Below are 22,481 nucleotides of genomic sequence, written 5' to 3' on the forward strand. Positions count from 1 at the left end.
GACTGAACACATGCAACGGCTTCTCAAGAACCGCGAAATCCTGCTGGCACTGATCATCATCGTGATGATCGCCGGCTTCTCGACGCGGGCGTCGAACTTCGCCACGCCCGGCAATCTGGCGACCATCTTCAACGACACCTCGATCCTGATCATCCTGGCGCTCGGGCAGATGACGGTCATCCTCACCAAGTCGATCGATCTTTCGGTCGCCGCCAATCTCGCCTTCACCGGCATGGCGGTCGCGATGCTCGACGCCGCCTATCCGGGGTTGCCGCTGGCGTTGCTCATCGTTCTCTCGATCGGCATCGGTGCGGCCCTCGGCGCCATCAACGGCTTCCTCGTCTGGCTCCTGCAGATCCCGCCGATCGTGGTGACGCTCGGCACGCTCACCATCTATCGCGGCATGGCCTTCGTGCTGTCGGGCGGCAGCTGGGTCAACGCCCACCAGATGACGCCCGACTTCCTCGACCTGCCGCGCATCGCCGTCCTCGGCCTGCCGATCCTGTCATGGGTGGCGATCGCGATCGTTTTCCTCATCTGGTTCGTGCTGAGCCGCACACCGTTCGGCCGCTCGACCTATGCGGCGGGCGGCAATCCGACCGCCGCCGTGTACGCGGGCATCGATGTCGGCCGGGCCCGTTTCCTCGCCTTCGTGCTGTCTGGCGCGCTGGCGGGGCTCGCCGGCTATCTCTGGGTGTCGCGCTACGCGGTCGCCTATGTCGACATCGCCGCCGGATTCGAGCTCGACAGTGTCGCCGCCAATGTGATCGGTGGCGTATCGATTGCCGGCGGCATCGGCTCGGTCATCGGCACAGTGCTCGGTGCGTTGTTTCTCGGCGTGATCAAGAACGCGCTGCCGGTCATCGGCATCTCGCCGTTCGCCCAGATGGCGATCTCCGGCGTGGTCATCGTACTCGCCGTCGTCTTCAACGCCCGCGCCGAGGCCAAGAAGGGCCGCATCATCCTGCGTGACCGCGCAGCCAAGGAAAGCCAGGAGGTGGCCGCATGAGCACCGCGACGTCTCAAACCGTGTCAACCCGCCGCCAGATCCCCGATCGTCTGGGCACGCCGCTGAAGCGGCTGCTCGGAAGCTGGGAAGTGTTGCTGTTCGGCGTGGCGGTGGTGATCTTCATCGCCAATTCGCTGGCCTCGCCCTACTTCCTCGATGCGTGGAACTTGTCGGACGCCACCTTCAACTTCACCGAAAAGGCGATGATCGCGTTTGCCATGGCGCTGTTGATCATTGCCGGCGAGATCGACCTCTCGGTCGCCGCGATCATCGCGCTCGCCTCCACCGCCATGGGCTATGCCGCGCAGATGGGCGTCGGCGCGCCGGGGCTGGTGGCGATCGGCATCGGTACCGGCCTTGCCTGCGGCGCCTTCAACGGGCTCATGATCGCCGGCCTGAAGCTTCCGTCGATCGTCGTCACGATCGGCACGATGAGCCTGTTCCGCGGCATTTCCTACATCGTGCTCGGCGACCAGGCCTACGGGAAATATCCGGCCGATTTCGCCTATTTCGGCCAGGGTTATGTCTTCTGGGTGTTTTCCTTCGAGTTCGTGCTGTTCCTCGTGATGGCCGGCCTGTTTGCCATCCTCCTGCACAAGACCAATTTCGGCCGTCATGTCTATGTGATCGGCAACAATCCGCTGGCGGCGCGCTTTTCGGGCATTCCGGTCGAGCGGGTGAAGTTCATTCTCTTCCTGCTGACCGGCCTGATGAGCGGGATCGCCGCCGTCTGCCTCACCTCGCGTCTCGGTTCGACCCGTCCGTCGATCGCGCAAGGCTGGGAGCTCGAGGTCGTGACCATGGTGGTGCTCGGCGGCGTGTCGATCCTCGGCGGCGCCGGAACGATCGCCGGCGTGGTGATCGCGGCCTTCGTCATGGGCCTCGTGACCTTCGGCCTGGGTTTGCTGAATGTGCCCGGCATCGTCATGTCGATCTTCATCGGCCTGCTTCTGATCGTCACCATCGCGCTGCCGATCATCGGCCGCCGCATCAAGCAGGCGAGGGCCGCAAGATGAGCGAACTGGAACGGCATGCCTTCAAGATGAAGCTCTTCCCGGGCATGGAGGCCGAATACAGGAAACGCCATGACGAGATATGGCCGGAATTGGTCGACCTGCTGCACGATGCAGGAGTGAGCGACTACACAATCCATCTCGACCGCGAGACCAACACGCTCTTCGGCGTTCTCAGCCGGCCGAAGAACCATGGGATGGCAAGCCTGCCCGAGCACCCGGTGATGAAGCGGTGGTGGGCACACATGGCCGACATCATGGAGAGCAATCCGGACAATTCGCCGGTTGCGATCGATCTCGTCACTGTGTTCCACCTCAGATGAGCGCCTCCCGTCATGCCCGCATCGCGGTGATCGACATCGGCAAGACCAATGCCAAGGTGGTCGTGCTCGACGGGGCAACCGGTGCGGAGATCGCAGTCTGCAAGACGCCGAACAAGGTTCTAGCTACTGCGCCCTATCCGCATTACGACGTCGAGGGGCTGTGGGTCTTCATCCTGTCGTCGCTTTCGGAGTTCGCCGTGAAGCCGGGTTTCGAGGCCATCTCGATCACCACGCATGGCGCGAGTGCTGCCCTTCTCGACGCGCGAGGGGAGCTTGCGTTGCCGGTGCTCGACTACGAGTTCGAATACCCGCAAGCCATCCGCGACGACTATGACCGGCTTCGGCCGGATTTCGCCGAGACCTGTTCGCCGCGGCTTTCGGGCGGGCTCAATCTCGGGGCGCAGCTTCATTTCCAGAAGGCGTGTTTTCCGGAAGATTTCGGCCGCGTCGCCACCATTCTCACCTATCCGCAATACTGGGCCTTCCGGCTGGCCGGGGTTGCCGCCAACGAGGCGACGTCGCTCGGTTGCCATACCGATCTCTGGCGACCCGACGCGGGATGCTATTCCGCTCTCGTCGATCGGCTGGACATTCGCTCGCTGATGGCCCCGGTGCGTCCGGCCTTCGATGCGCTCGGCCCGCTCCTGCCGGACATCTGCATTCGGATCGGCCTTGCCGCGCCGGTCCCGGTTCATTGCGGCATCCACGATTCCAACGCCTCGCTGCTGCCGCATCTCCTTCGCCGCGAGGCGCCGTTTGCCGTCGTCTCGACGGGGACCTGGGTGGTCTGCTTTGCTGTCGGCGGCGATCTCGACGGGCTCGATCCCACACGCGATACACTGGCCAATGTGGATGCGTATGGACGTGCGGTTCCTTCGGCGCGCTTTATGGGCGGACGGGAATACGAAATGCTGACGGAAGCGCTCGCTCCGGCGAGCGCAATGGAGCTTGACGAGGCCCTTGCCGCTGTCCTCGTCCGAGAGGTCATGATCCTGCCGAACGTGGCCTCCGGTTCAGGACCTTTCCCGGGACGGAAGACGGAGTGGCTGGGTGTGGCCGAAACGGAAGCCGAGCGGCAGATTGCCGCCTCCCTCTATGCTGCGCTGATGACCGAGACCTGCCTCGAACTCATCGGTAATCGCGGTCCGATTGTCGTCGAGGGGCCGTTCGCCAGCAATATGATCTATCTCCGCGCGCTGGCGACGGCTGCCGGGCGCAACGTCATCATTCTACCGGGCGGCGCGCCTACGGGCACGGCGCAAGGGGCAGGACTGCTGACCGGGATCGCACTTGCACCCGGCGAGGAACGCGTCGTTTGTCCGGAGCCTGAACTTGCCGCCTATTGCGCGAATTGGAGACGCACTGTGGCGGACCGCGGCTGACGCGATTTTCGCTCACGGATCTTGGAATAACGAAAAAAGCCCGGAACGTCATGTTCCGGGCTCTTTGATTCTCTGGGCAGCGCCTTAGTGGCGGCTGTTCATCCAGGTGTCGATCTCGCGTTCGGCTTCTTCCTGGGTCTTGCCATAGGCTTCCTGGATCTTGCCGGAGAGCTGCTTGCGATTGCCGGCGATCACGTCCATATCGTCGCCGGTGAGCTTGCCCCACTGGGCCTGGGCCTTGCCCTTGAACTGCTCCCAATTGCCTTCGATCTGATTCCAGTTCATGTCGAACTCCTTCCTGGTTTCGTTGCGATAGAGGCCGTTGTCCTCGGATTGATAAACGCCGGTTCGTCCCGGAAGTTCCTCTCGACGGGACGGTGAAGGCGCCGTGGGCTGCAAAAAAAAAGCGGGGAACAGATCGGCCTTCCGGGCGTTCTCAAGTCGAACCAATCAGTAAGGAGACATCCGATGGCGACCGTATCCATGGCAGAAAAGGCGCGTGCGAAGGCTGACAGCCTGCTCGATGAGGTGGAGGCTTCCTCGAGCGCTTCGGCGAGCGACGTCCAGGCGGAGCTGGAGAACCTGCGTCGTGACGTAGCCGCTCTTACCCAGGCCCTTGCATCGTTCGGGAATGGCAAGCTCAAGGAAGCCGGCGACCGGGCGAGCCAGCTCGGTGCCGATGTCGCCGATGTATCGGCCCAGTATGTCGAAACCGCCCGCTCCAGCCTGGCGACGGCCGAGCAGGATCTTGAGGCCCATATCCGCAGTCGCCCGCTTCAGTCGATTGCAGTCGCGGCCGGAATCGGCTTCCTGGCAGCAGTTCTCACCCGGCGGTGACGGATGCGCGGGCTAGTCGAGCAGATGATCGGGTTGGGGCTCGTCAACATGAGCGCCACTGCGGTCGAGGTGAAACGCAAGGCTGTCGGCGGACTGATCGCCGGCGTATTCTTCCTGACTGCCTATGTGGCGCTGGTGATGGCGTTGGCCTTCTACGTGGCCACAGAGGCCGGCGCTGTCGCGGCAGCGCTCGTTGTCGCCGCCGCGGCCATGGCTGCCGCGCTCGTGGTGCTTGCTGTTGTCGCCGTGCTCAATCGGCGGACAGAGCAGTTGGTGCTCGCCCGCCAAGCGGCGCTTGCCGCTGCCAGGCCGGATCCGCTCACGGCGCGCCTGGTCCAGGAACTGCCGTCGATGATCCGCGCGAGCCCGATCGCCGCCGCCGTCATGGTGAGCAGCTTTGCCTACGTGCTGGCGCGCAGCCAGGGATTTGGAAGAAGGCCCAAGGAGAGATCTGGAGAGCACTGAACCCAAGACTGGGGGAGGATTGCGTGAGGGGAAAGGCAGACGAATGGTCGACAGCCGTCAGTCCTTCTGTCCGCGTTCTGCCTTGTCGAGGCGTTCCAGCAGGTCGAGGAATTGTGGTGGAGTGCCTTCCTCGATGATGCTGTCATAATAGCCCCGGAGCTTCATCGCGATCAGCGCGTTCGCATTCTGCGTCTCCGGTTGTGCCGTTTCCGGTGAATCACCCTCATCGTTCTGCTTGCCGCGCATGCCATGAAACCCCTGATATCCCCTGTTCGGAATTGAAATTATTCTGTTAAGTGGGTCAACGCAAAAAAGTTCCATCCCCGGGGGAACTTTCTTCCGCGAGGCACGTTTTCCGCCGAGTCCGCACCCATATTGTATCCAATTGGAGAAATCGCATGTCTCTTACTGCCCGCGTTGCCGTCCATCTGCCGTACCTGCGGCGCTATGCCCGAGCCGTCACCGGGTCCCAGACGTCCGGGGATGCCTATGTCGCGGCCGTGCTCGAAGCCTTGATCGCGGATATTTCCATCTTCCCGAAGGGCGCCAATGATCGCGTCTCGCTCTACAAGCTCTTCGTCAAACTTTTCGACAGCACCAATGTCGAGATCCCGGCTGTTTCATCGCCGTTCGCCTGGGAGAAGCGCGCGGCCGCCAACCTTGCGTCCGTTCCGACGCGTGCACGCCACGCCTTCCTGCTGATCACTGTCGAGGGCTTCTCCAATTCCGAAGCCGCCGAAGTGCTGGGCGTCGACGAGGCGGCGTTCAACAAGCTTTTCAACGAGGCTTCCGTGGAGATCTCGCGCCAGGTGGCGACCGATATCATGATCATCGAGGACGAGCCGCTGATCGCCCTCGACATCGAACAGATGGTGGAAGATCTCGGACATCGGGTTACCGGCATTGCCCGCACCCATGGCGAGGCCGTCGAACTCTACAACCGCACGAACCCCAAGATGGTGCTGGCCGACATCCAGCTCGCGGACGGGAGCTCTGGTATCGACGCCGTCAACGACATTCTCAAGGTCGATTCCGTGCCAGTCATCTTCATCACCGCGTTTCCCGAGCGGCTCCTGACCGGCGAGCGGCCGGAGCCGGCTTTCCTGGTCACGAAGCCTTTCAATCCCGACATGGTCAAGGCACTTATCAGCCAGGCGCTCTTCTTCAACGAACGGGTGGTCGAGCAGGCCTGACGAGGAAAGAGCGTACCGGGGAAGGGGCCCGCTCCGCACGTTCGGAGCCGGGCCCAAGGGGGTCATCTACGGATTGCCGATCAGCGGCGGAGTGAGAAGTTGGTACACCGGTTGACATGGTTCGAACCTGCGCGAGCTGAAGACAAGCTCCGTGAGTTCTTCATTACCGCCCTGATCGACATGAGTGCCAGCCTCACTCTGCAGGATCAGCAGGGCAAGTATATCTGCATCACCACTTTGCCCGCGCGCTGGATGCTGAAGCCCGGCGTGGAGCCGAGCGACGAAGCGATCTTCGGCCCTGAGCTCGGGACGAGGCTCGGCGAGCTAAAGGCCGGCTTGGTCAAACCGGGCGACCGCGCAGAACTGGAAATCGAGGCCGGTGACGACACCTTCTTCGAGTTTCGCTGCCGGATGGTCGAGATGGGCAATCACGAGATCAACCTGATGACGGTGGTTCTCGACCGCACGGAGGACCGGCGGCGAGAGCGGCTGTTGCGGGCACTTCTGCGCGAGGTGAGCCATCGCTCCAAGAACCTTCTCGCGATCATCCAGAGTATCGCCTCCCAGACCGCACGCTATTCCGGTACGCTCGACGCGTTCCTCGGCAAGTTCCGCGGTCGTCTGCACGCGCTCTCGCAATCGCAGGACCTGATCACCGACTCCAGCTGGCGCGGCGCCTATTTCCGCGACCTGCTGAAGCAGCAGGTCGATCGGTATGTGCAGGAAAACGGCAGTCTTGTGCATGTCTCGGGCGAGGACGTACTGCTGACGCCGAACGCATCTCTGCATATCGGGCTGGCGTTGCACGAGCTCGTCGTCAATGCCGTGAGCCATGGCGATTTCCTTCAGCGGCGTCGCCCGATCGAGGTCAGCTGTGAGCGGTTCCAGACCGATGCAGGGCCGCAGATCCGTATCCGCTGGGTGGAGCCGGTCGGAAACATCGACAAAGAGGCACTGAGCACTGCCAGGAGCGTCCGGTTCGGCAGCACGGTGCTCGAACGGGTCGTGCCGTCCTCGGTCAACGGGCGCGCCACGCACCAGCTGGACGACAAGGAACTCCGCTACGAGCTCGTCTTTCCTCAGGAAATCTTCGAATAGGCGCCGGCAAGCGCGGGAACGAACTGTGGATTGTACCGTTCTCCCGCCGCCGACCACGCGCCTTGCACGCCGCTGCGGCGGGCAAATGACGAGTTCGATTACAAGCCTCAGCGCAGGGAGCCTCTCATGCGTCTCTTCAACTGTTCGAATTGCGCGAACATCGTCCACTTCGACAACGTGGGCTGCGTGACCTGCGGGATGCGGCTCGCATGGCGTCCGAGCCAGTTTGACATGGTGGCGATTGCCGCCGACGGCGCAATATTTCACGATCCCGCGGGGCCGGCGAGCCTGTTGCAGCCGTGCGGCAATGCCGACGCGGGTGGATGCAACTGGCTGGTCGAGGATGGGCACTGCTCTGGGCTCTGTCTTGCCTGCCGCCACAACCTCACCATTCCCGATCTTTCCACGCAGGAGAATGTCGCCAACTGGCAGCGGATCGAGGCTGCCAAGCGATACGTCATCTATTCCCTGCTGCGTTTCGGCCTGCCGCTGGTCACCCGAGCCGAGGATCCGGCAACGGGGCTCGGTTTTGATTTCCTTGCCGACGAAGCGGTTCCAAGTGGGCAGCCGGTGATGACCGGCCATGCCAACGGGCTGATCACGCTGAACATCGCGGAGGCGAGCGATGCGGAGCGGGAAGCCCGTCGCGTGTCGCTCGGCGAGCCCTTCCGCACGCTCGTCGGTCATTTCCGCCACGAGATCGGCCATTACTACTGGGATCGGTTGGTTCAGGACCGCGGCGACCTCGAGGCTTTCCGCGCGCTCTTCGGTGACGAACGGAGGGACTATGGCGAGGCACTGCAGCAGCATTATGCCAACGGGCCAATGGGGGGATGGGAACAGAGCTACATCAGCGCCTATGCCGCGAGCCACCCCTGGGAGGACTTCGCCGAGACCTGGGCGCATTATTTCCACATCGTCGATGCATTGGACACCGCCGACGCGTTCGGCCTTCGGACGCGGCCGGAAATCGCCTCTCCGGAACTGACGCTGACCACGACCTTCGACGCTTATCGAGCGGTCGACGCCAAGGTGCTCGTCGATGCCTGGGTACCGCTGACGGTCGCGCTCAACAGCATCAACCGCAGCATGGGACAGCGCGACCTCTACCCCTTTGTCCTGTCGGTGCCGGTGTTCAAGAAGCTGCAATACGTGCACGACCTCGTGCACGGCGCAACCAGCATGTGAAGCACTCCGATCGTCAGCCAAAAGGCCGGAATTGCGGGGTTTAAGGAACATTCATCGTCTCTTGACGTTAACCTTTTCACAAGGAGAACGACGATGAACACGCTTGCTGCCCTCATGGTACTCGTTGCTTGCCATCCCCAGCAATCCAGTTGTCTGGAAGAGCCGGTCGCCGTGATTTCCTTCAGCTCCGGTGCGGATTGTCGTACCGCCCTGCCGGCCGAAATGGAGAAGGCCCGCAAGATGGCGGGTCTGATCTATGGAGACTGCGTACCCGTTGATGCCGACCTTCTCGCCGGCCGGGAGATCCGCCAAACGATCGATCCGGTCAGGCTCGCCGAGCTCAAGACGGCTGTTCCGGCCGGCGTGACCGCCAAGGCGTTCGTCGAGGATCCTTTTGCGCGCTTTCCCGCTGTCCCGGGTATGGTCGGGGAGGCCAACCGATGACGGTGTCGCCTGGAGAACGTGATCGGTCAATCGATCAGGAAATGCGTGAAATCGCCAACGAGGCGCAGCTGGATTCCGATCTTTCCGCAGTTCCGCCCCGCTTCTCCAATGCAACGATCACAGCCCTGCTCCTCGTGCTCGCCGCGCTGGGGGTCATGATCGGCTCAACGCTGATCAACTAGTATCTCGCCACAGGATAGACAGGGAAAAGGCCGCCTCGTTAAGGGGCGGCCTTTTCGCATGGCGTCCTCCTGGATGGCCGGATCGCAAAAGAAAGGAGCCGGCGATGCCGGCTCCTTTCAGGTCAATTCTTCCGGAATCAGGCGCGGCGGAACAGGCGCGACGCGAGCGAGATCAGGAAAAGCACGATGAAGACCAGGAACAGGATCTTGGCGATACCGGCCGAGGCACCGGCGATGCCGCCGAAACCGAGTACACCGGCGATCAGGGCGACGACGAGGAAGACAAGTGCGTAATACAGCATGGGTTTCTCTCCTTTTTCCGATGGCAGGAAAACGGCGGGGCCGACAATTTGTTCCATCGGCCGACATCGATGGTCACGGCACAGATTTTTCGCACTAGGCATCAAAATAATTCGAGAGTTCGGAACCTTCTGACCGTTTGTCCGTTGTGTCGCAACGAACGAACCCAACCCCGATGGAAAAGCATGACCAAATTCGACAATGATCCATCAGCCCTGCAGAAGATGAACCTTGCTGGTGTTCATCCGGGTATCGCCACCCAGTTGCGCGAACTCTATCAAGCGGTGCAAGATGAAGAAATCCCCGACCGGTTTCTCAGCCTGCTCGAAAAGCTCGAACAGGCCGAGAAGCAGGCCGAGTCCAGTGTTCGCGTCAAGGATTCCGCCCTATGACCTCTGATGCAACGTCCGTAGAACGCTCGTTCAAGCGAGAGCTGCTTGCTGCTCTCCCCAATCTTCGTGCCTTCGCCGTCTCGCTGACCGGGCGCCATCATGTCGCTGACGACCTCGTGCAGGACACGATCATGAAAGCCTGGGCCAAGCAGGACCATTTCGAGCCCGGCACCAACATGAAGGCCTGGCTGTTCACCATCCTGCGCAACGAATTCTATTCCCAGATGCGCAAGCGCGGTCGCGAGGTTTCGGACAGTGACGGCATCTTCACGGCGCAGCTTTCGACGCACCCCCAGCAATACGGTTCGCTCGACCTGCAGGACTTCAAGCGGGCGCTCGACCAACTGCCGAGTGACCAGCGCGAAGCTATCATCCTGGTCGGTGCGTCGGGCTTTGCCTATGAGGAAGCGGCAGAGATCTGCGGTTGCGCGGTCGGCACGATCAAGAGCCGCATCAACCGGGCCCGCAACAAGCTGCAGGAGCTTCTCGGAGTGAGCGGAGAGGGCGACTACGGCCCCGACGCGCACAGCTCTGCCGTCACCAAGCGCGCCTTCGCGGTGTGACCGATCAGGCCCGGGGCTGGGCCGTGGCCGCAAGCACGGCGCGCGTCAATTCCTCGGGATGGATCGGCTTCTCGATGACGGGAAAACTCTGCAAGTTCGGATTTTCCGTGGCTTCACCGTCATAGGAGGAGAGGAAGATCACTGATGCGCCGGCGGTGGCAATCGTCTCCGCGCGCTTGAGGTTGAGCGCTCCGGACGGTGCACTGTCGACGACGACCAGATCGTAGCGGGACGCGGCAAGCTGCCGCTCGAGTTGCGACAGCGGGGTGATTGTGACGTCGCAGCCGAAGGCGTCGAGGAGAATGCGCTCGACCTCCATCGCGATCAGGTATTGGTTCTCCGCGACGAGAACACGCAGCGACGGGTTGTGCATGGCTTTTCCTTTTTTGCCGAGTGGCGTTATGGGCGCGCATGCGCAGGACGTCATTTAAAAAAGACATGTGATCGAGAGCGGTTCGGCACGGGCCGCACCCTGACCGCCAAAAGAGGACATTGCATGGCGAGCGAATTCCGCAACAATCCGGTCCGTGTCAGTTGTCATGAATGTCCCCTCAGGCTGAAAAGTCATTTCCGTCCCTTCTCCTCCGAGGAACTGGACTTCGTCTCCCATTTCAAGCGCGGTGAGCTCAATGCCGATCCGGGGTCGACCGTGCTGGTCGAAGGCTCGCATAGCGCTCACCTTTATACGGTGCTTCAAGGCTGGGGGTTCCGCTACAAGATCCTGGAGGACGGCCGCCGGCAGATCCTCAACTACGTCGTTCCCGGCGACATGGTCGGGCTGCAGGGGGCCGTGATGTCGGAGATGCAGCATTCGGTCGAGGCGCTCACGCCGATCACGCTCTGTGTCTTCGAGCGAAACCGGCTGTTCACGCTGTTCCAGAAACACGCTGGGCTGGCCTTCGACCTGACGTGGCTCGCGGCACGCGAGGAGAGCATTCTCGACGAGCATCTGCTCAGCATCGGTCGTCGGACGGCCACGGAACGAGCGGCTTACCTGCTCGCCTTCCTGTTCGAGCGTGGCCGTCTTGCCGGGCTTCTGGACGAGGAGCGCCGCCACGTGCCGGTCACGCAGATGCATGTTGCCGACACGCTCGGCCTTTCGATCGTGCACACCAACAAAACGCTGAAGAAGCTCGCCGAGCGCGGCCTTATCCGGTGGCTCGACCGGGGCTGCGAGGTCCTCGATCCGGAAGGCCTACAGGCGGTGGCAAACTGGAACCCCGGGGAGCCGAAGCTCAGGCCGTTCATCTGAACAGTGGCGATGCTGCGGCACAAAAAAAGGGCCGGTTCGTGAGAACCGGCCCTTCTTTTCGTGGGGAGGGCAGACCTGGATAGTCAAGGTCGTCAGGCGACGACCAGCACCCCCGTGAAAAGCGCGATGATGAGGATCACCAGCACGATGAAGATCAGAATTTTGGCAATGCCTGCCGATGCACCGGCCACACCACGAAAGCCGAGAAGGCTGGCCACGGCGGCAATCAGCAGGAAGATCAGGATCCAATGAAGCATGATGTTCTCCGTTTACGAATTCCTGTCGTAAACAGCAGCCGGGCCAATTTGTTCCATCGCGGCGCCTGCCGGTGAAAACGGCCAAACGCCGCAGGCGGCCCGGTAAGCGATTTAATCGTTGACGGAGCTGCCTCCGACGCGCGAAACCTTCACTTGAGGGGGGAAGTGGGCTGGACAGCAACGAGACATTCTGCTCGGTTTCAGGCCGCTAAATTTCGACTTTAGCCTAATGCGAGATGGGAGATGGGTTTGAAGATCGGTTCGCCACGGGAGCTGTTTGCAGGGGAGGCACGCGTTGCCATGACCCCCGACAGCGCGCTTCAGCTGCAGAAGCTTGGTTATGAATGCGTCGTCGAGGCGGGAGCGGGCAAGGCCGCCGGCTTTTCCGACGACGCCTATCGGGCCGCCGGCGTGACGGTGGTCGAAGGGGCCGCAGCGCTTTATGCTGCCGCCGACGTAATCGCCAAGGTGCGTCCGCCGGAAACGGCGGAACTCGACAGGCTCGCCCCGGGCAAGACGCTCATTTCCTTCTTCTATCCGGCGCAGAACAAGGACCTGCTCGAGCAGGCCAAGGACAAGGGCGCCAACGTCATCGCCATGGACATGGTGCCGCGCATCTCGCGTGCCCAGAAGATGGACGCGCTGTCGTCGATGGCCAACATCGCCGGCTACCGCGCGGTGATCGAGGCCGGCAACAATTTCGGCCGCTTCTTCACCGGCCAGGTGACGGCTGCCGGCAAGGTGCCGCCGGCCAAGGTGTTGGTCATCGGTGCCGGCGTCGCGGGTCTTGCGGCGATCGGCACGGCAACCTCGCTCGGCGCGATCACCTATGCCTTCGACGTGCGTCCGGAAGTGGCCGAACAGATCGAATCCATGGGCGCGGAATTCGTCTATCTCGAATTCGAAGCCGCGCAAGACGGGGCTGCGACCGGCGGTTATGCCGCTCCGTCCTCGCCGGAGTTCCGCGAGAAGCAGCTTGCCAAGTTCCGCGAACTGGCGCCCGAGATCGACATCGTCATTACCACGGCGCTCATCCCCGGCCGCGACGCACCGAAGCTCTGGCTCGCCGACATGGTGGCTTCGATGAAGCCCGGCTCGGTCGTCATCGACCTTGCCGCCGAACGCGGCGGCAATTGTGACCTGACGGTCGCCGACCAGAAGATCGTGTCGGACAATGGCGTGACGATCGTCGGCTATACCGATTTCCCGAGCCGCATGGCGGCCCAGGCCTCCACGCTCTACTCGACCAATATCCGCCACATGATGACGGACCTCACGCCGGCCAAGGACGGCAAGGTCGTGCACAACATGGAAGACGACGTCATCCGTGGCGCGACCGTCACCTTCGAAGGGGCAGTGACATTCCCGCCGCCGCCGCCCAAGATCCAGGCGATCGCGGCCGCGAAGCCGAAGGAAAAGGCCAAGGAACTGACGCCCGAGGAAAAGCGCGCCCAGGAAGCGGCCGCCTTCAAGGCGCAGACCAGGAGCCAGGTCGGCCTGCTCGTGGTCGGCGGGGCACTGATGGCGCTGGTCGGTGCTTATGCACCGTCCGAATTCATGGCGCATTTCATCGTCTTCGTGCTCGCCTGCTTCATCGGCTTCTCGGTGATCTGGAATGTCAGCCATTCGCTGCACACGCCGCTGATGGCCGTGACCAACGCGATTTCCGGTATCGTCATCCTCGGCGCACTGCTGCAGGTCGGTTCCGGCAACTGGCTGGTTGTCATCCTCGCCGCAATCTCGGTGCTGATCGCCACGATCAACATCGTCGGCGGCTTCCTCGTCACCCGGCGCATGCTCGCCATGTTCCAGAAATCCTGATCGGGGAGGGGATTTAAATCATGACGATCGGTATCGTTTCCGCCGCCTACATTGCTGCGGCCGTTCTTTTCATCCTCTCACTCGGCGGACTTTCCGGCCAGGAAAGCGCCAAGCGCGCCGTCTGGTATGGCATCGTCGGCATGGGCCTTGCCGTCGCCGCGACCGTCTTTGGACCGGATGTCGGCAACTGGTTCGTCATCCTGCTGATGATCGCCGGCGGTTCCGTGCTCGGCTACTATGTCGCGAGCCGCGTTCAGATGACCGAGATGCCGCAGCTTGTTGCGGCACTCCACTCCTTCGTCGGCCTCGCCGCCGTGTTCATCGGCTACAATGCCGAGATCGAACTCGGCCGGGTTGCCGGCATGGACGAGGCCGCCCGCCACGCGCTCACGGGATTTGCCGCCGTACTCGCACACAAGCTGGCCGACCCCACGGGAACGCTGGTGGCCATCCTCAAGGTCGAAGTCTTCCTCGGCGTGTTCATCGGTGCGGTCACGTTCACCGGTTCGGTCATTGCCTTCGGCAAGCTGGCCGGCAAGGTTGATGGCAAGGCAAAGAAACTGCCCGGCGGGCACCTGCTCAATGCCGGTGCGGCGATTGGTTCGCTGATCCTCCTGGTGATGTTCTTCAGCGGTGCGGGCATCTGGACGCTGATCCTGATGACGCTGCTCGCCTTCTTCATCGGCTACCACCTGATCATGGGCATCGGCGGCGCCGACATGCCGGTGGTCGTCTCCATGCTGAACAGCTATTCCGGCTGGGCGGCAGCGGCGATCGGTTTTACGCTCGGCAACGATCTCCTGATCGTCACCGGCGCGCTGGTCGGTTCCTCTGGTGCGATCCTGTCCTACATCATGTGCAAGGCGATGAACCGCTCCTTCATCTCGGTCATCCTCGGCGGCTTCGGCACCGTTACGGGTCCGGCGATGGAGATTTCCGGCGAACAGGTGGCCATCGACGCCGAAAGCGTCGCTGCCGCCCTCAACGAGGCGGACTCGGTCATCATCGTGCCGGGCTACGGCATGGCGGTCGCCCAGGCGCAGCAGGCGGTATCGGAACTGACCCGCAAGCTGCGCGCCGCCGGCAAGGAAGTGCGTTTCGCCATCCACCCGGTGGCGGGCCGTCTTCCGGGCCACATGAACGTGCTGCTTGCCGAAGCCAAGGTGCCTTATGACATCGTGCTGGAAATGGACGAGATCAACGAGGACTTTCCGAACACGGACGTCGTCATCGTCATCGGCTCCAACGACATCGTCAATCCGGCCGCGCAGGAAGATCCGAACTCGCCGATCGCCGGCATGCCGGTTCTCGAAGTGTGGAAGGCCAAGCAGGTGTTCGTGTCGAAGCGCGGCCAGGGCACCGGATATTCCGGTATCGAGAACCCGCTGTTCTACAAGGACAACACGCGCATGTTCTACGGCGATGCCAAGAAGTCGGTTTCCGAACTGCTGCCGATGATCAAGTAAGGCATTCGCCTTCACCGTTGTTGAAGGAGCCGGGCGGAGACGCCCGGCTTTTTCGTTTGGGCGAGCCGCGCCTTTGAGTAAGCCGCTTGCGGCTGGTCAGAACCTCGGTTCCAGCTGATAGCCGGCGCGCAGCACATCGACGAGCAGACGCGGCGTCAGTACGGAGACCTCCTCGTGCAGATCGGGACGGCTTGCCGGACCATAGCCGTGATGGCTCCACGGATAGGCCTTGGCCTGCCAGAGCAAGGCAGGTGTCTCCGGCGATCGGTGCGTGACGAAGAATGTGCCGGATGGCAGGTCGCCGAGCGCCGAGGAGAAGCGCTGCTGGCTTTTTTTCCTGTGGAGGCGATCGGCGTGCAGCAACCGGTCGATCTCGCGGATCGCCACGAAACGGTCCTCTGCAGCGCCATGGGCTCGGTTGAATGAAGACTTGAAACGTCTGAAGTCGGCACGGCGGCATTCGGCGCAGGGCCGGTGGCCGGCGGCGAATGCAACGGCTTCGTCCCAGAAGAACAGTGGTGTGTAACGGCCTTTCCGGTCGAAGGTGACGCGTCGGCCATTGCGTTCTTCCAGGGTGCAGCAGATCCAGGCCTTGTCGAGATAGTTCCTCCGAATGTCGCCATCGGGGCCGTGCAGGTCGCCGCGATTGCCCATCAGGGCACCCCTTGTCGTGGTGGCTTCCAGAACACCGAATGGCGTGACGCGGTTCGGCCGGGGACGCGGCAGCGACGAAGTCTGGTCGGCGGGCATGGGCGCTTCGGTTCTGGCTTTCGGTGAGTCTCGCGCAGACCTGTAGCACGCAGGCCGCGCAATTCCCACTCAGCCTGCCGTCGGGGCAGCCTCTGCCAGCAGACGGTGAAGATAGTCGCGGGTCGCCACGACGAGTGCTTCCAGCCCGTCTTCGGCATCCTCGTTGTGGTGTAGGGCGAAGTTCTGCAGGATCAAACCATCGATGCCGATCAGCATGAAGCCGGCGACGGCCTTGCCGATGCGCTGGTGGTTCTCGCTGATCTCGCCGACCCCGTCGAAGATCAGCCTGGCGTAGAAATCGATATAGGCATCGTACTGGCGCTTGGCGAGCCACTCGGCCCCTTGCGTCCGGAGCGCGTAGAGCGTCAGCTCGGTCTGGGCGATCTGCTTGTTGCGGGTGCGTTGGACGTAACGCCACATTGACCGGATGACGGTTTCGATCCGCTCTTCCGGATCCGCCGAACTCGGGATTTCCGCCTGATAGGTAGCGGCCATGTCCTCGATCAGGTCCTCGAGCACGGCGAGCAGCAGGCTTTCCTTGCTGTCGAAGTAATAGTGCAGCGTGGCGAGCTGCACGCCGGCGCTGGCGGCGATCTTGCGCGTGGTCAGCGCTTCCATGCCGCCATTCTCCAGCGCCTCAAGCGCGCCCTTGATGATGCGCGCGCGGGTTTCGGCGCCCTTGCGGGTCGCTCCCGCCGGGCGGGAGGGGGCGGCTGCCTGAGGCTCTGTCGGGTCGTCGTCCATCTTGGTGTCAGTTCGCCTCATAGGTGATGCGGCCGTCGCAGATGGTGATCACGGGCGCGAGGTCGGCGATTTCCTCGTAGGGGCGATCTTCGATGTCGCCCGAGAGAACCACGACGTCGGCGTAGTAACCCGGTTTCAGCACACCCTTCCGGTCTTCCATGAACTCGACCCAGGCGCTGGTCCGGGTATAGGCCTTCAGCGTTTCATCAAGTGTCAGGCGGTGGTCCGGCATGTCTTCGCGCCACGGCGTCCGGGTCATCGCATCGCGGATGCACGACAGCGGCGGAAGGGGCGAGACCGGCCAGTCGGTGGCAAAGACGATCGTGGCACCGGCATCGACGAGCGTCTTCCACGCGAAGGCATGCTGCCAGCGTTCCTCGCCAATGTATGTCAGATACGGTTCGAGCGGAAGCCCGGCGGAACCCGGCGGATGGGTCGGCTGCATGGACGCCACCGTTCCAAGCTCGGCAAAGCGCGGTATGTCGTCCGGATGAACCACCTCGATGTGTTCGATGCGGTTGCGCCGATCGCTCGGGCCGTTGGCCTGGCGGGCGGCCTCGTAGCCGTCGAGCACCATTCGCACGGCACCATCGCCGATCGCATGGACCGCGACCGGCAGGCCGAGACGGTCTGCCTCGACGGCAACCCGGTTGAAGTGTTCGGCGGAGAAAAGCGGGTCGCCTTTCCAGCCGGGCTTGTGGGCATAGTCGTCGACGAAGACGGCGGTCTCGCCTTCGGTGACGCCGTCCATGAAGACCTTGACGAAGTTGCAGCGCAGCTTGTCGTTGTCGAACCGCGCGCGCCAGGCGGCGGCCTTGTCTTCGAGGTCGGTCAGCGGCATGAAGTTCTTCATGTGGAAGGGCATGCGTACGCGGGCGGGAAGGCCTTCGGTCTCCTCGATCTCGTTCAGCAATTCCAGCTGGTAGAGATTGCCGTCCATGTTCTGGAACGAGGTGATGCCGAGCGAGGCGCAGTAGGCGAGCCCCTGCTTCAGGACAGCGATATCGCCGGCACGCTGTTCCGCCGTCACGCTTTCCGGCTCGCCGCCCGTGCCGACGCCCAGCCCCTCGCGGCCGCCGGTCCGGCTCATGACGGCAACCGGGCGCATGGCGTTGGACTCCCGCAGTTCGCCGTTGGCCAATCCGTCTTCGCCCATGACAATTTCATTGCCGACGCCGACGTCACGTCCATGCAAGATCCCGGCCTTTTCGAGCGCGATGGTATTTGCCCAGGCGGTATGGCGGTCGGGCGCGACCATCATGAAGGGCCGATCGGGGATGATGCGGTCGAGATGATGGCGGGTAACCCGTTCCTCCTCCGAGAGGATGGTGTAGTCGGCCGTCTGCGCGACCAGCAGTTCGAGGTCTGGGTTGGCAGCGGCATAGGCGGTGACGGCTTCCTTCAGCGCGTCAAAACCCTTGACCCCGAATAGCGACAATTCGTTGAGCGAGACGGAACCGCCGAAGATGTGCATGTGGGCTTCATTGAAGCCCGGCATGACGGTTGCGCCCCCGGCATCGATGATCCGGGTCGACGGCGTCGCCATCGCGTCGATCTCGGCATTGCCGCCGATCGCAGCTATGCGGTTTCCGGAAATCGCCACGGCCTCGGCGCGCGGCTGCGCGTCTTCCATCGTGAGCACGCGGGCATTGCGAATGATGATATCCATGGCGCTGTTCCGTTTCGTCTCTTCTTGTTGTTCCGGCGGCGTGCCGGGTCGGCTGCACGCAATGGCAGCAGTTCAGCCGGGGATGGGAGCGGTGACGCATCCCGTGCCCCGATCGCGGGCGGTCAGGCCGCCTGGTGGGTGATGCGGCCGTCGCAGATCGTGATCGCTGCGCGGACCGTGTCCATGATCGTTTCCGGTGCGACCTGCTCGATGTCGTGGGTGAGGACCACGACGTCGGCGAGGAAACCGGGCTTCAGCTTGCCCTTGCGGTCTTCCATGAATTCGACCCAGGCGCCGATCGCGGTATAGGCTTCGAGCGACTCTTCCAGCGTGAAGCGCTGGTCGGGGAGGCCTTCCTTCCACAGCTTGCGCGTCATGGCATCCTGGATGCACTGGAAGGGCGAAACCGGCGATACCGGCCAATCGGAGGCGAAGACGACCGGAGCCCCGGCCTCCTTCATCGTGCGCCAGGCATAAGCATATTCCCAGCGGTCCTCGCCGATGCGGGCATCGGTCGGCTCCAGCGGGAAGCAGGTGCCGCCAGGGACGTGAACCGGCTGCATCGAGGCCACGACGCCGAGCTCCTTGAAACGCGGGATGTCGGCGGGATCGATGATCTCGATGTGCTCGATGCGGTGGCGGAGGTCTCGTCTGCCGTTCGCCTTCACGGCGGCCTCGTAGCCGTCGAGCGTCTGGCGGATAGCCGCGCTGCCGATTGCATGGACGGCGATCTGCAGGCCGAGTGCATCGGCCTTCGTAGCGATGGCGTTGAAAGCCTCCGCGGTGAACAGCGGTTCGTATGTGTAGCCCGGACGGTCGCCGTAGCCTTCGAGCATGAAGGCGGTCTGGCTGTCGAGGACGCCGTCCATGAAGACCTTGACGAAATCGCCGCGCACCATGTCGGAGGAGAACTCCTTCTTCCATTCCGCCGCCTTGTCGAGTTCGGCGAGGTCCATGAAGTTCTTCATGTGGAAGGGAATGCGGATACGGCAGGGCAGTTCGCCCGCCTGTTCCAGATCACGCATCAGGCGCAGCTGGTAGTGGTTGCCGTCGAAGTTCTGGATTGAGGTGACGCCCCAGGAGGCGCAGTATTCCAGGCCGTTCTTGAGGATCGCCCGATCGAGGGCAAATTGTTCCGGCGTAACGTTCTCCGGGTCCATGCCGGTCACCATACCGAGTTCTTCGCGACCGCCGGTCGAGGCGAGCGCGGAGACCGGTCCGAAGGCATTGCCTTCGCGCAGTTCGCCGCTGGCCATGCCGTCGGCGCCCATCACCACCTCGTTGCCGACACCGACATCCTTGCCATGCAGCAGGCCGGCCTTCTCCAGCGCGGCGGTGTTGGCCCAGGCCGTGTGATGGTCTGGTGCGAACATCATGAACGGCCGGTCCGGCAGGATCGCGTCGAGGTGATGGCGGGTGACGGATTCGTCGAGCGAGATGATCGAGTAGTCGGCGGAAAAGCCCATCAGCAGCGGCTCGTCGGGATTGGCCGCGGCATAGGCCTGCATCGCTTCCTTCAGGGCCTCGAAGCCGTGTACGCCGTGCAGGTTGAGCTGGCGCAGCGAAACCGAGCCCGGGAAGATGTGCATGTGGGCCTCGTTGAAGCCCGGCAGGACCGTCTTGCCCCCGGCGTCGATCACTTTCGTTTCAGGGCCGGCCAGCGCCCCAATCTCGTCGTTGTTGCCGACGGCAAGGACGATATTGCCGGCAAGGGCGACGGCCTCCGCTCTCGGGGCGGCTTCGTCCATGGTCAGCACGCGTGCATTGCGGATGATGAGATCGGCTGTCTTGGGCATGATATGTCAGTCCTGGATGGATGAGGGGCTGGCGGTCAGGCGCTGATGCGGCTGAGAGCGCGGAAGAAAGCGAAATTGTCCTGCTTGAGTTCGTCGTCGAGCGGATTGGGCTGAGACGAGAGCTTGACGATGACAGTTTCGGTCGAGGGATCGACGTAGAGCCACTGGCCGTGAATGCCGATGGCGCAGAAGGCGCCGTCTGCTTCACCGGTCTGATACCACTTGCTGCGATAGCGGCCGTTCGGCAGCATGGTCGGTTGGCTCGCGGCCCAGGCTTTCGGATCGCCGGCGGTCTTCATGTCCTCGACCCAGGCCGAAGAGACGACCTGACGGCCCTCCGCGCGGCCGCCGTCGAGCAGCATCTGGCCGACGCGGGCGAGATCGCGGGCCGTCACGCAGACGCCGCCGGCCGAGCGGGCGGTTCCGGCACCGTCGACACTGACAAGGGCGTGGTTCTTCGCGCCGAGCGGCTTCCACAGCAGATCCGAGAACAGGTCGGCATAGCGCCGGCCGCTCGCCCGTTCGATCAGGATGCCGAGCAGGTCTGAGTTGGGGGATGCGTAGTAGAAGGGGCCGCCATGCGGGCGGTCCGCCTTCTGCAATGTCATCAGGAATTCGGTGAGCGTCTCGACGGGAGCGCCAGGCTCGGATGGGTTCCAGAGCGTCGAGCGACGATAGCGGGCAAAGGCGCCGTCCTTGTTGAGGTAGGCCTCGTCGAAGTCGAGGCTGACGCGCATGTCGAGCACGTCGCGATAGGTGCAGTCTCCATAGGCGGAGCCCTTCGCTTCGGGAACCAGATCGACGACCGGGCAGTCCGGATCGACGATGCCCTGTTCTTCAAGGACGGCTGAGACGAGGGCGGTCAGCGACTTGCTGACGGAAAAGACGATGTGGCGGGCGTTGATGTCGGCGTGCGGCGCATAGTGTTCGGCGACGATCCGGCCGCCCTTCATGAGCACGAAGGCGTCGGTATGGGCGTGGTCGAGGAAGGCGCGGGCATTGGTCGTGCCGGCAAGCCCGGTCTCGAGCGGCAGGTCGAGCAACGGAGAAGATGAGAGTGCCACCTCAGGCGTTTCGGCAGCGGCGCGGATCTCGGTGGTCGGCACCATCTCGCGCAGGTTCTGGAAGCTCCACCGGCTGAACGGGGCGGTGCGCCAGTTGGCGATCGTCACGTCGCGGCGTTCGAAGCCGTGGGTCGTCTTGAATTCGGTGGTCATGGAGCGTGTTCCCGTAAACGGGAGAGCCGCGAGGCTCCCCCGTCTTCATGCAGGTATCGATATGGGCCAGGTTACTTCTGAACTTCGGTCCAGATCTTGGTGTAGAGTTCCTGGACTTCCGGCTTGCAGGCGAGGTTGAACTTGCCGGCGGCCTTGGCCGATTCCGGAATGTTGACTTCCGGAGCGGTCTTCATGTCTTCCGGCATGAAGGCTTCCGAGCCCTTGATGCCGTTCGCATAGCGAGCGAAGGCAGAGAGCATGGCGGCGTTTTCCGGGTCCATGATGAAGTTGAGGAACAGCTTGGCGTTTTCGACGTTCTTGGCGTCCTTCAGGATGGAGGCGTTGTCCATCCAGATCGGGTAGCCTTCCTTCGGATAGCCGTAGACGATGTTCGGGTTGGCGAGACGGCCGCGGAAGGTTGCGCCGTTCCAGTCGACCGAAGCGGCGAGGTCGCCCTTGGTGTACTTCTCGACCGTGCCGTAGTCCATCGAGATCCACTTCGGCTTGGCGGCGACCAGCAGATCGCGGGCCTTTTTCAGGACGGTCAGGTCGCCGGTGCAGGGCTCGCCGCCGGCATAGGTGACGACCATGTGCATGACGTCCGACATTTCCGGAACGACGTTGACCTTGCCGACCAGTTCCGGCGGCGGGTCGAGGAAGATGGCGGAGGTGTTCGGGTCGCCGGAGTAGACGGACTTGTCGACGGCGATGCCGGTTGTGCCCCACTGCCACGGAATCGAGTAGTGGCGGCCCGGATCGAACGGTACGTCAACCCACTGCGGATCGACATTCTTGAAGTTTTCCAGCTGGTCCGGACGGGATTCGAGCAGCAGGCCTTCGCCGATGAAGATCGGCATGGCGCTGGCCGACGGAACGACGATGTCGAAGCCGTGGCCGCCCTGGCGGATCTTGGCAAGCGCGGTGTCGTTGCTGTCGTAGTCGGTGAGCGTCACCTTGACCTTGTAGGTCTCCTCGAACTTCTTGATGAGGTCGGGGTTGGTGTAGTTGCCCCAGTTGTAGATGTTGAGTTCGCCTTCCGCATGGGCGATCGCCGCGGAGGCCATCAGGGCCACCAGGCTGGCGGCGAGCTTCAGGGTATGCTTCATGGTTCCCACTCCTG

At 62.9% G+C, this 22,481-nt stretch carries 27 protein-coding genes; 16 read left to right on the forward strand and 11 right to left on the reverse strand.

The features are described 5' to 3' along the window. Positions 1–10: 10 nt before the first annotated feature. The 4 genes from ACX93L_RS00560 to ACX93L_RS00575 are packed head-to-tail and all read left to right on the forward strand — an operon-like array spanning position 11 to position 3,727. On the forward strand, positions 11–1,009 hold the full coding sequence (locus ACX93L_RS00560; RefSeq protein ID WP_459403042.1) for an ABC transporter permease: 999 nt from the start codon (positions 11–13) through the stop codon (positions 1,007–1,009). Further along, entirely contained in the window at positions 1,006–2,025 is a 1,020-nt protein-coding gene (locus ACX93L_RS00565; protein ID WP_459403043.1) for an ABC transporter permease, read from the forward strand. Before ACX93L_RS00560 ends, ACX93L_RS00565 begins: the two co-directional genes overlap by 4 nt. Then, complete coding sequence (gene rhaM, locus ACX93L_RS00570) at positions 2,022–2,345, forward strand: L-rhamnose mutarotase (protein WP_459403044.1); 324 nt, start codon at positions 2,022–2,024, stop codon at positions 2,343–2,345. The genes ACX93L_RS00565 and rhaM overlap by 4 nt, the downstream gene beginning before the upstream one ends. Further along, positions 2,342–3,727: an FGGY-family carbohydrate kinase gene (locus tag ACX93L_RS00575; RefSeq protein WP_459403045.1), complete on the forward strand. Its 1,386-nt coding sequence runs from the start codon at positions 2,342–2,344 to the stop codon at positions 3,725–3,727. Before rhaM ends, ACX93L_RS00575 begins: the two co-directional genes overlap by 4 nt. Before the next feature lie 84 nt (positions 3,728–3,811). Here ACX93L_RS00575 and ACX93L_RS00580 read toward each other — a convergent pair whose 3' ends face one another. Next, positions 3,812–4,012: a CsbD family protein gene (locus ACX93L_RS00580; RefSeq protein ID WP_459403046.1), complete on the reverse strand. Its 201-nt coding sequence runs from the start codon at positions 4,010–4,012 to the stop codon at positions 3,812–3,814. A 183-nt stretch (positions 4,013–4,195) separates the two neighbouring features. Here ACX93L_RS00580 and ACX93L_RS00585 point away from each other — a divergent pair, with 183 nt between their 5' ends. Beyond that, positions 4,196–4,564, forward strand: coding sequence for a DUF883 family protein (locus ACX93L_RS00585; protein ID WP_459403047.1), 369 nt, complete (start codon positions 4,196–4,198; stop codon positions 4,562–4,564). A gap of 3 nt (positions 4,565–4,567) precedes the next feature. Next, entirely contained in the window at positions 4,568–5,029 is a 462-nt protein-coding gene (locus ACX93L_RS00590) for a hypothetical protein (protein WP_459403048.1), read from the forward strand. A gap of 57 nt (positions 5,030–5,086) precedes the next feature. Here the strand turns inward: ACX93L_RS00590 and ACX93L_RS00595 are convergent, their stop codons facing one another. After that, positions 5,087–5,275, reverse strand: a complete 189-nt coding sequence (locus tag ACX93L_RS00595; RefSeq protein WP_459403049.1) for a NepR family anti-sigma factor — start codon at positions 5,273–5,275, stop codon at positions 5,087–5,089. Positions 5,276–5,427: 152 nt separating this feature from the next. Between ACX93L_RS00595 and ACX93L_RS00600 the strand changes: the two genes are divergently transcribed. The 5 genes from ACX93L_RS00600 (at position 5,428) to ACX93L_RS00620 (ending at position 9,134) form a co-directional block, all read left to right on the forward strand. Next, on the forward strand, positions 5,428–6,222 hold the full coding sequence (locus tag ACX93L_RS00600) for a response regulator (RefSeq protein WP_169595079.1): 795 nt from the start codon (positions 5,428–5,430) through the stop codon (positions 6,220–6,222). 99 nt (positions 6,223–6,321) lie between these two features. Next, on the forward strand, positions 6,322–7,320 hold the full coding sequence (locus ACX93L_RS00605) for a sensor histidine kinase (RefSeq protein ID WP_459403050.1): 999 nt from the start codon (positions 6,322–6,324) through the stop codon (positions 7,318–7,320). 126 nt (positions 7,321–7,446) lie between these two features. After that, positions 7,447–8,508, forward strand: a complete 1,062-nt coding sequence (locus ACX93L_RS00610) for a zinc-binding metallopeptidase family protein (RefSeq protein WP_459403051.1) — start codon at positions 7,447–7,449, stop codon at positions 8,506–8,508. 93 nt (positions 8,509–8,601) lie between these two features. Next, positions 8,602–8,952 carry a hypothetical protein gene (locus ACX93L_RS00615; protein WP_459403052.1) on the forward strand — a complete coding sequence of 117 codons (351 nt, stop codon included), beginning with the start codon at positions 8,602–8,604 and terminating at the stop codon, positions 8,950–8,952. Beyond that, positions 8,949–9,134, forward strand: a complete 186-nt coding sequence (locus ACX93L_RS00620) for a hypothetical protein (RefSeq protein ID WP_459403053.1) — start codon at positions 8,949–8,951, stop codon at positions 9,132–9,134. Before ACX93L_RS00615 ends, ACX93L_RS00620 begins: the two co-directional genes overlap by 4 nt. Before the next feature lie 137 nt (positions 9,135–9,271). On the opposite strand, the gene ACX93L_RS00625 is transcribed toward ACX93L_RS00620, so the two are convergent. Beyond that, complete coding sequence (locus ACX93L_RS00625) at positions 9,272–9,436, reverse strand: DUF1328 domain-containing protein (RefSeq protein ID WP_169595084.1); 165 nt, start codon at positions 9,434–9,436, stop codon at positions 9,272–9,274. 183 nt (positions 9,437–9,619) lie between these two features. On the opposite strand from ACX93L_RS00625, the gene ACX93L_RS00630 reads away from it, so the two are divergent. Both ACX93L_RS00630 and ACX93L_RS00635 read left to right on the forward strand, forming a co-directional pair. After that, positions 9,620–9,826, forward strand: coding sequence for a NepR family anti-sigma factor (locus ACX93L_RS00630; protein ID WP_459403054.1), 207 nt, complete (start codon positions 9,620–9,622; stop codon positions 9,824–9,826). Continuing rightward, positions 9,823–10,389, forward strand: coding sequence for an RNA polymerase sigma factor (locus tag ACX93L_RS00635; protein ID WP_169595086.1), 567 nt, complete (start codon positions 9,823–9,825; stop codon positions 10,387–10,389). The genes ACX93L_RS00630 and ACX93L_RS00635 overlap by 4 nt, the downstream gene beginning before the upstream one ends. A gap of 4 nt (positions 10,390–10,393) precedes the next feature. Here ACX93L_RS00635 and ACX93L_RS00640 read toward each other — a convergent pair whose 3' ends face one another. Continuing rightward, positions 10,394–10,762, reverse strand: a complete 369-nt coding sequence (locus tag ACX93L_RS00640) for an ANTAR domain-containing protein (RefSeq protein WP_459403055.1) — start codon at positions 10,760–10,762, stop codon at positions 10,394–10,396. Between the two features lie 123 nt (positions 10,763–10,885). On the opposite strand from ACX93L_RS00640, the gene ACX93L_RS00645 reads away from it, so the two are divergent. Continuing rightward, on the forward strand, positions 10,886–11,641 hold the full coding sequence (locus tag ACX93L_RS00645) for a Crp/Fnr family transcriptional regulator (protein ID WP_459403056.1): 756 nt from the start codon (positions 10,886–10,888) through the stop codon (positions 11,639–11,641). A 92-nt stretch (positions 11,642–11,733) separates the two neighbouring features. Here the strand turns inward: ACX93L_RS00645 and ACX93L_RS00650 are convergent, their stop codons facing one another. Further along, the gene (locus tag ACX93L_RS00650) at positions 11,734–11,898 is read right to left on the reverse strand and encodes a DUF1328 domain-containing protein (protein WP_169595089.1); all 165 of its coding nucleotides are present in this window, start codon (positions 11,896–11,898) and stop codon (positions 11,734–11,736) included. A gap of 249 nt (positions 11,899–12,147) precedes the next feature. Here ACX93L_RS00650 and ACX93L_RS00655 point away from each other — a divergent pair, with 249 nt between their 5' ends. Beyond that, positions 12,148–13,719, forward strand: a complete 1,572-nt coding sequence (locus ACX93L_RS00655; RefSeq protein WP_459404113.1) for a Re/Si-specific NAD(P)(+) transhydrogenase subunit alpha — start codon at positions 12,148–12,150, stop codon at positions 13,717–13,719. Between the two features lie 20 nt (positions 13,720–13,739). Further along, positions 13,740–15,185, forward strand: a complete 1,446-nt coding sequence (locus tag ACX93L_RS00660) for an NAD(P)(+) transhydrogenase (Re/Si-specific) subunit beta (protein ID WP_459403057.1) — start codon at positions 13,740–13,742, stop codon at positions 15,183–15,185. Positions 15,186–15,281: 96 nt separating this feature from the next. Here the strand turns inward: ACX93L_RS00660 and ACX93L_RS00665 are convergent, their stop codons facing one another. From ACX93L_RS00665 to ACX93L_RS00690, 6 genes are all read right to left on the reverse strand, one after another. Next, positions 15,282–15,935 (reverse strand): hypothetical protein, encoded by a 654-nt coding sequence (locus tag ACX93L_RS00665; protein ID WP_459403058.1) that lies wholly within the window; start codon positions 15,933–15,935, stop codon positions 15,282–15,284. A 69-nt stretch (positions 15,936–16,004) separates the two neighbouring features. Beyond that, a complete protein-coding gene (locus ACX93L_RS00670; RefSeq protein ID WP_459403059.1) occupies positions 16,005–16,679 on the reverse strand; it encodes a TetR/AcrR family transcriptional regulator in 675 nt (224 codons plus the stop codon). A 7-nt stretch (positions 16,680–16,686) separates the two neighbouring features. Continuing rightward, positions 16,687–18,348 carry an amidohydrolase gene (locus tag ACX93L_RS00675; protein ID WP_459403060.1) on the reverse strand — a complete coding sequence of 554 codons (1,662 nt, stop codon included), beginning with the start codon at positions 18,346–18,348 and terminating at the stop codon, positions 16,687–16,689. Positions 18,349–18,470: 122 nt separating this feature from the next. Then, on the reverse strand, positions 18,471–20,144 hold the full coding sequence (locus ACX93L_RS00680; RefSeq protein ID WP_459403061.1) for an amidohydrolase: 1,674 nt from the start codon (positions 20,142–20,144) through the stop codon (positions 18,471–18,473). Positions 20,145–20,179: 35 nt separating this feature from the next. Further along, entirely contained in the window at positions 20,180–21,361 is a 1,182-nt protein-coding gene (locus tag ACX93L_RS00685; protein ID WP_459403062.1) for a serine hydrolase domain-containing protein, read from the reverse strand. A 71-nt stretch (positions 21,362–21,432) separates the two neighbouring features. Continuing rightward, on the reverse strand, positions 21,433–22,467 hold the full coding sequence (locus ACX93L_RS00690; protein ID WP_459403063.1) for an extracellular solute-binding protein: 1,035 nt from the start codon (positions 22,465–22,467) through the stop codon (positions 21,433–21,435). Between the last annotated feature and the right edge of the window lie 14 nt (positions 22,468–22,481).

This window comes from Rhizobium sp. CAU 1783 (assembly GCF_054551725.1).

Coding starts and splice junctions, on each gene's coding strand:
- ACX93L_RS00580 (WP_459403046.1), bottom strand. CDS start 4,012: ATGAACTGGAATCAGATCGAAGGCAATTGGGAGCAGTTCAAGGGCAAG.
- ACX93L_RS00660 (WP_459403057.1), top strand. CDS start 13,740: ATGACGATCGGTATCGTTTCCGCCGCCTACATTGCTGCGGCCGTTCTT.
- ACX93L_RS00650 (WP_169595089.1), bottom strand. CDS start 11,898: ATGCTTCATTGGATCCTGATCTTCCTGCTGATTGCCGCCGTGGCCAGC.
- ACX93L_RS00665 (WP_459403058.1), bottom strand. CDS start 15,935: ATGCCCGCCGACCAGACTTCGTCGCTGCCGCGTCCCCGGCCGAACCGC.
- ACX93L_RS00610 (WP_459403051.1), top strand. CDS start 7,447: ATGCGTCTCTTCAACTGTTCGAATTGCGCGAACATCGTCCACTTCGAC.
- ACX93L_RS00565 (WP_459403043.1), top strand. CDS start 1,006: ATGAGCACCGCGACGTCTCAAACCGTGTCAACCCGCCGCCAGATCCCC.
- ACX93L_RS00670 (WP_459403059.1), bottom strand. CDS start 16,679: ATGGACGACGACCCGACAGAGCCTCAGGCAGCCGCCCCCTCCCGCCCG.
- ACX93L_RS00615 (WP_459403052.1), top strand. CDS start 8,602: ATGAACACGCTTGCTGCCCTCATGGTACTCGTTGCTTGCCATCCCCAG.
- ACX93L_RS00675 (WP_459403060.1), bottom strand. CDS start 18,348: ATGGATATCATCATTCGCAATGCCCGCGTGCTCACGATGGAAGACGCG.
- ACX93L_RS00645 (WP_459403056.1), top strand. CDS start 10,886: ATGGCGAGCGAATTCCGCAACAATCCGGTCCGTGTCAGTTGTCATGAA.
- rhaM (WP_459403044.1), top strand. CDS start 2,022: ATGAGCGAACTGGAACGGCATGCCTTCAAGATGAAGCTCTTCCCGGGC.
- ACX93L_RS00690 (WP_459403063.1), bottom strand. CDS start 22,467: ATGAAGCATACCCTGAAGCTCGCCGCCAGCCTGGTGGCCCTGATGGCC.
- ACX93L_RS00585 (WP_459403047.1), top strand. CDS start 4,196: ATGGCGACCGTATCCATGGCAGAAAAGGCGCGTGCGAAGGCTGACAGC.
- ACX93L_RS00630 (WP_459403054.1), top strand. CDS start 9,620: ATGACCAAATTCGACAATGATCCATCAGCCCTGCAGAAGATGAACCTT.
- ACX93L_RS00635 (WP_169595086.1), top strand. CDS start 9,823: ATGACCTCTGATGCAACGTCCGTAGAACGCTCGTTCAAGCGAGAGCTG.
- ACX93L_RS00620 (WP_459403053.1), top strand. CDS start 8,949: ATGACGGTGTCGCCTGGAGAACGTGATCGGTCAATCGATCAGGAAATG.
- ACX93L_RS00590 (WP_459403048.1), top strand. CDS start 4,568: ATGCGCGGGCTAGTCGAGCAGATGATCGGGTTGGGGCTCGTCAACATG.
- ACX93L_RS00560 (WP_459403042.1), top strand. CDS start 11: ATGCAACGGCTTCTCAAGAACCGCGAAATCCTGCTGGCACTGATCATC.
- ACX93L_RS00685 (WP_459403062.1), bottom strand. CDS start 21,361: ATGACCACCGAATTCAAGACGACCCACGGCTTCGAACGCCGCGACGTG.
- ACX93L_RS00625 (WP_169595084.1), bottom strand. CDS start 9,436: ATGCTGTATTACGCACTTGTCTTCCTCGTCGTCGCCCTGATCGCCGGT.
- ACX93L_RS00600 (WP_169595079.1), top strand. CDS start 5,428: ATGTCTCTTACTGCCCGCGTTGCCGTCCATCTGCCGTACCTGCGGCGC.
- ACX93L_RS00640 (WP_459403055.1), bottom strand. CDS start 10,762: ATGCACAACCCGTCGCTGCGTGTTCTCGTCGCGGAGAACCAATACCTG.
- ACX93L_RS00575 (WP_459403045.1), top strand. CDS start 2,342: ATGAGCGCCTCCCGTCATGCCCGCATCGCGGTGATCGACATCGGCAAG.
- ACX93L_RS00680 (WP_459403061.1), bottom strand. CDS start 20,144: ATGCCCAAGACAGCCGATCTCATCATCCGCAATGCACGCGTGCTGACC.
- ACX93L_RS00595 (WP_459403049.1), bottom strand. CDS start 5,275: ATGCGCGGCAAGCAGAACGATGAGGGTGATTCACCGGAAACGGCACAA.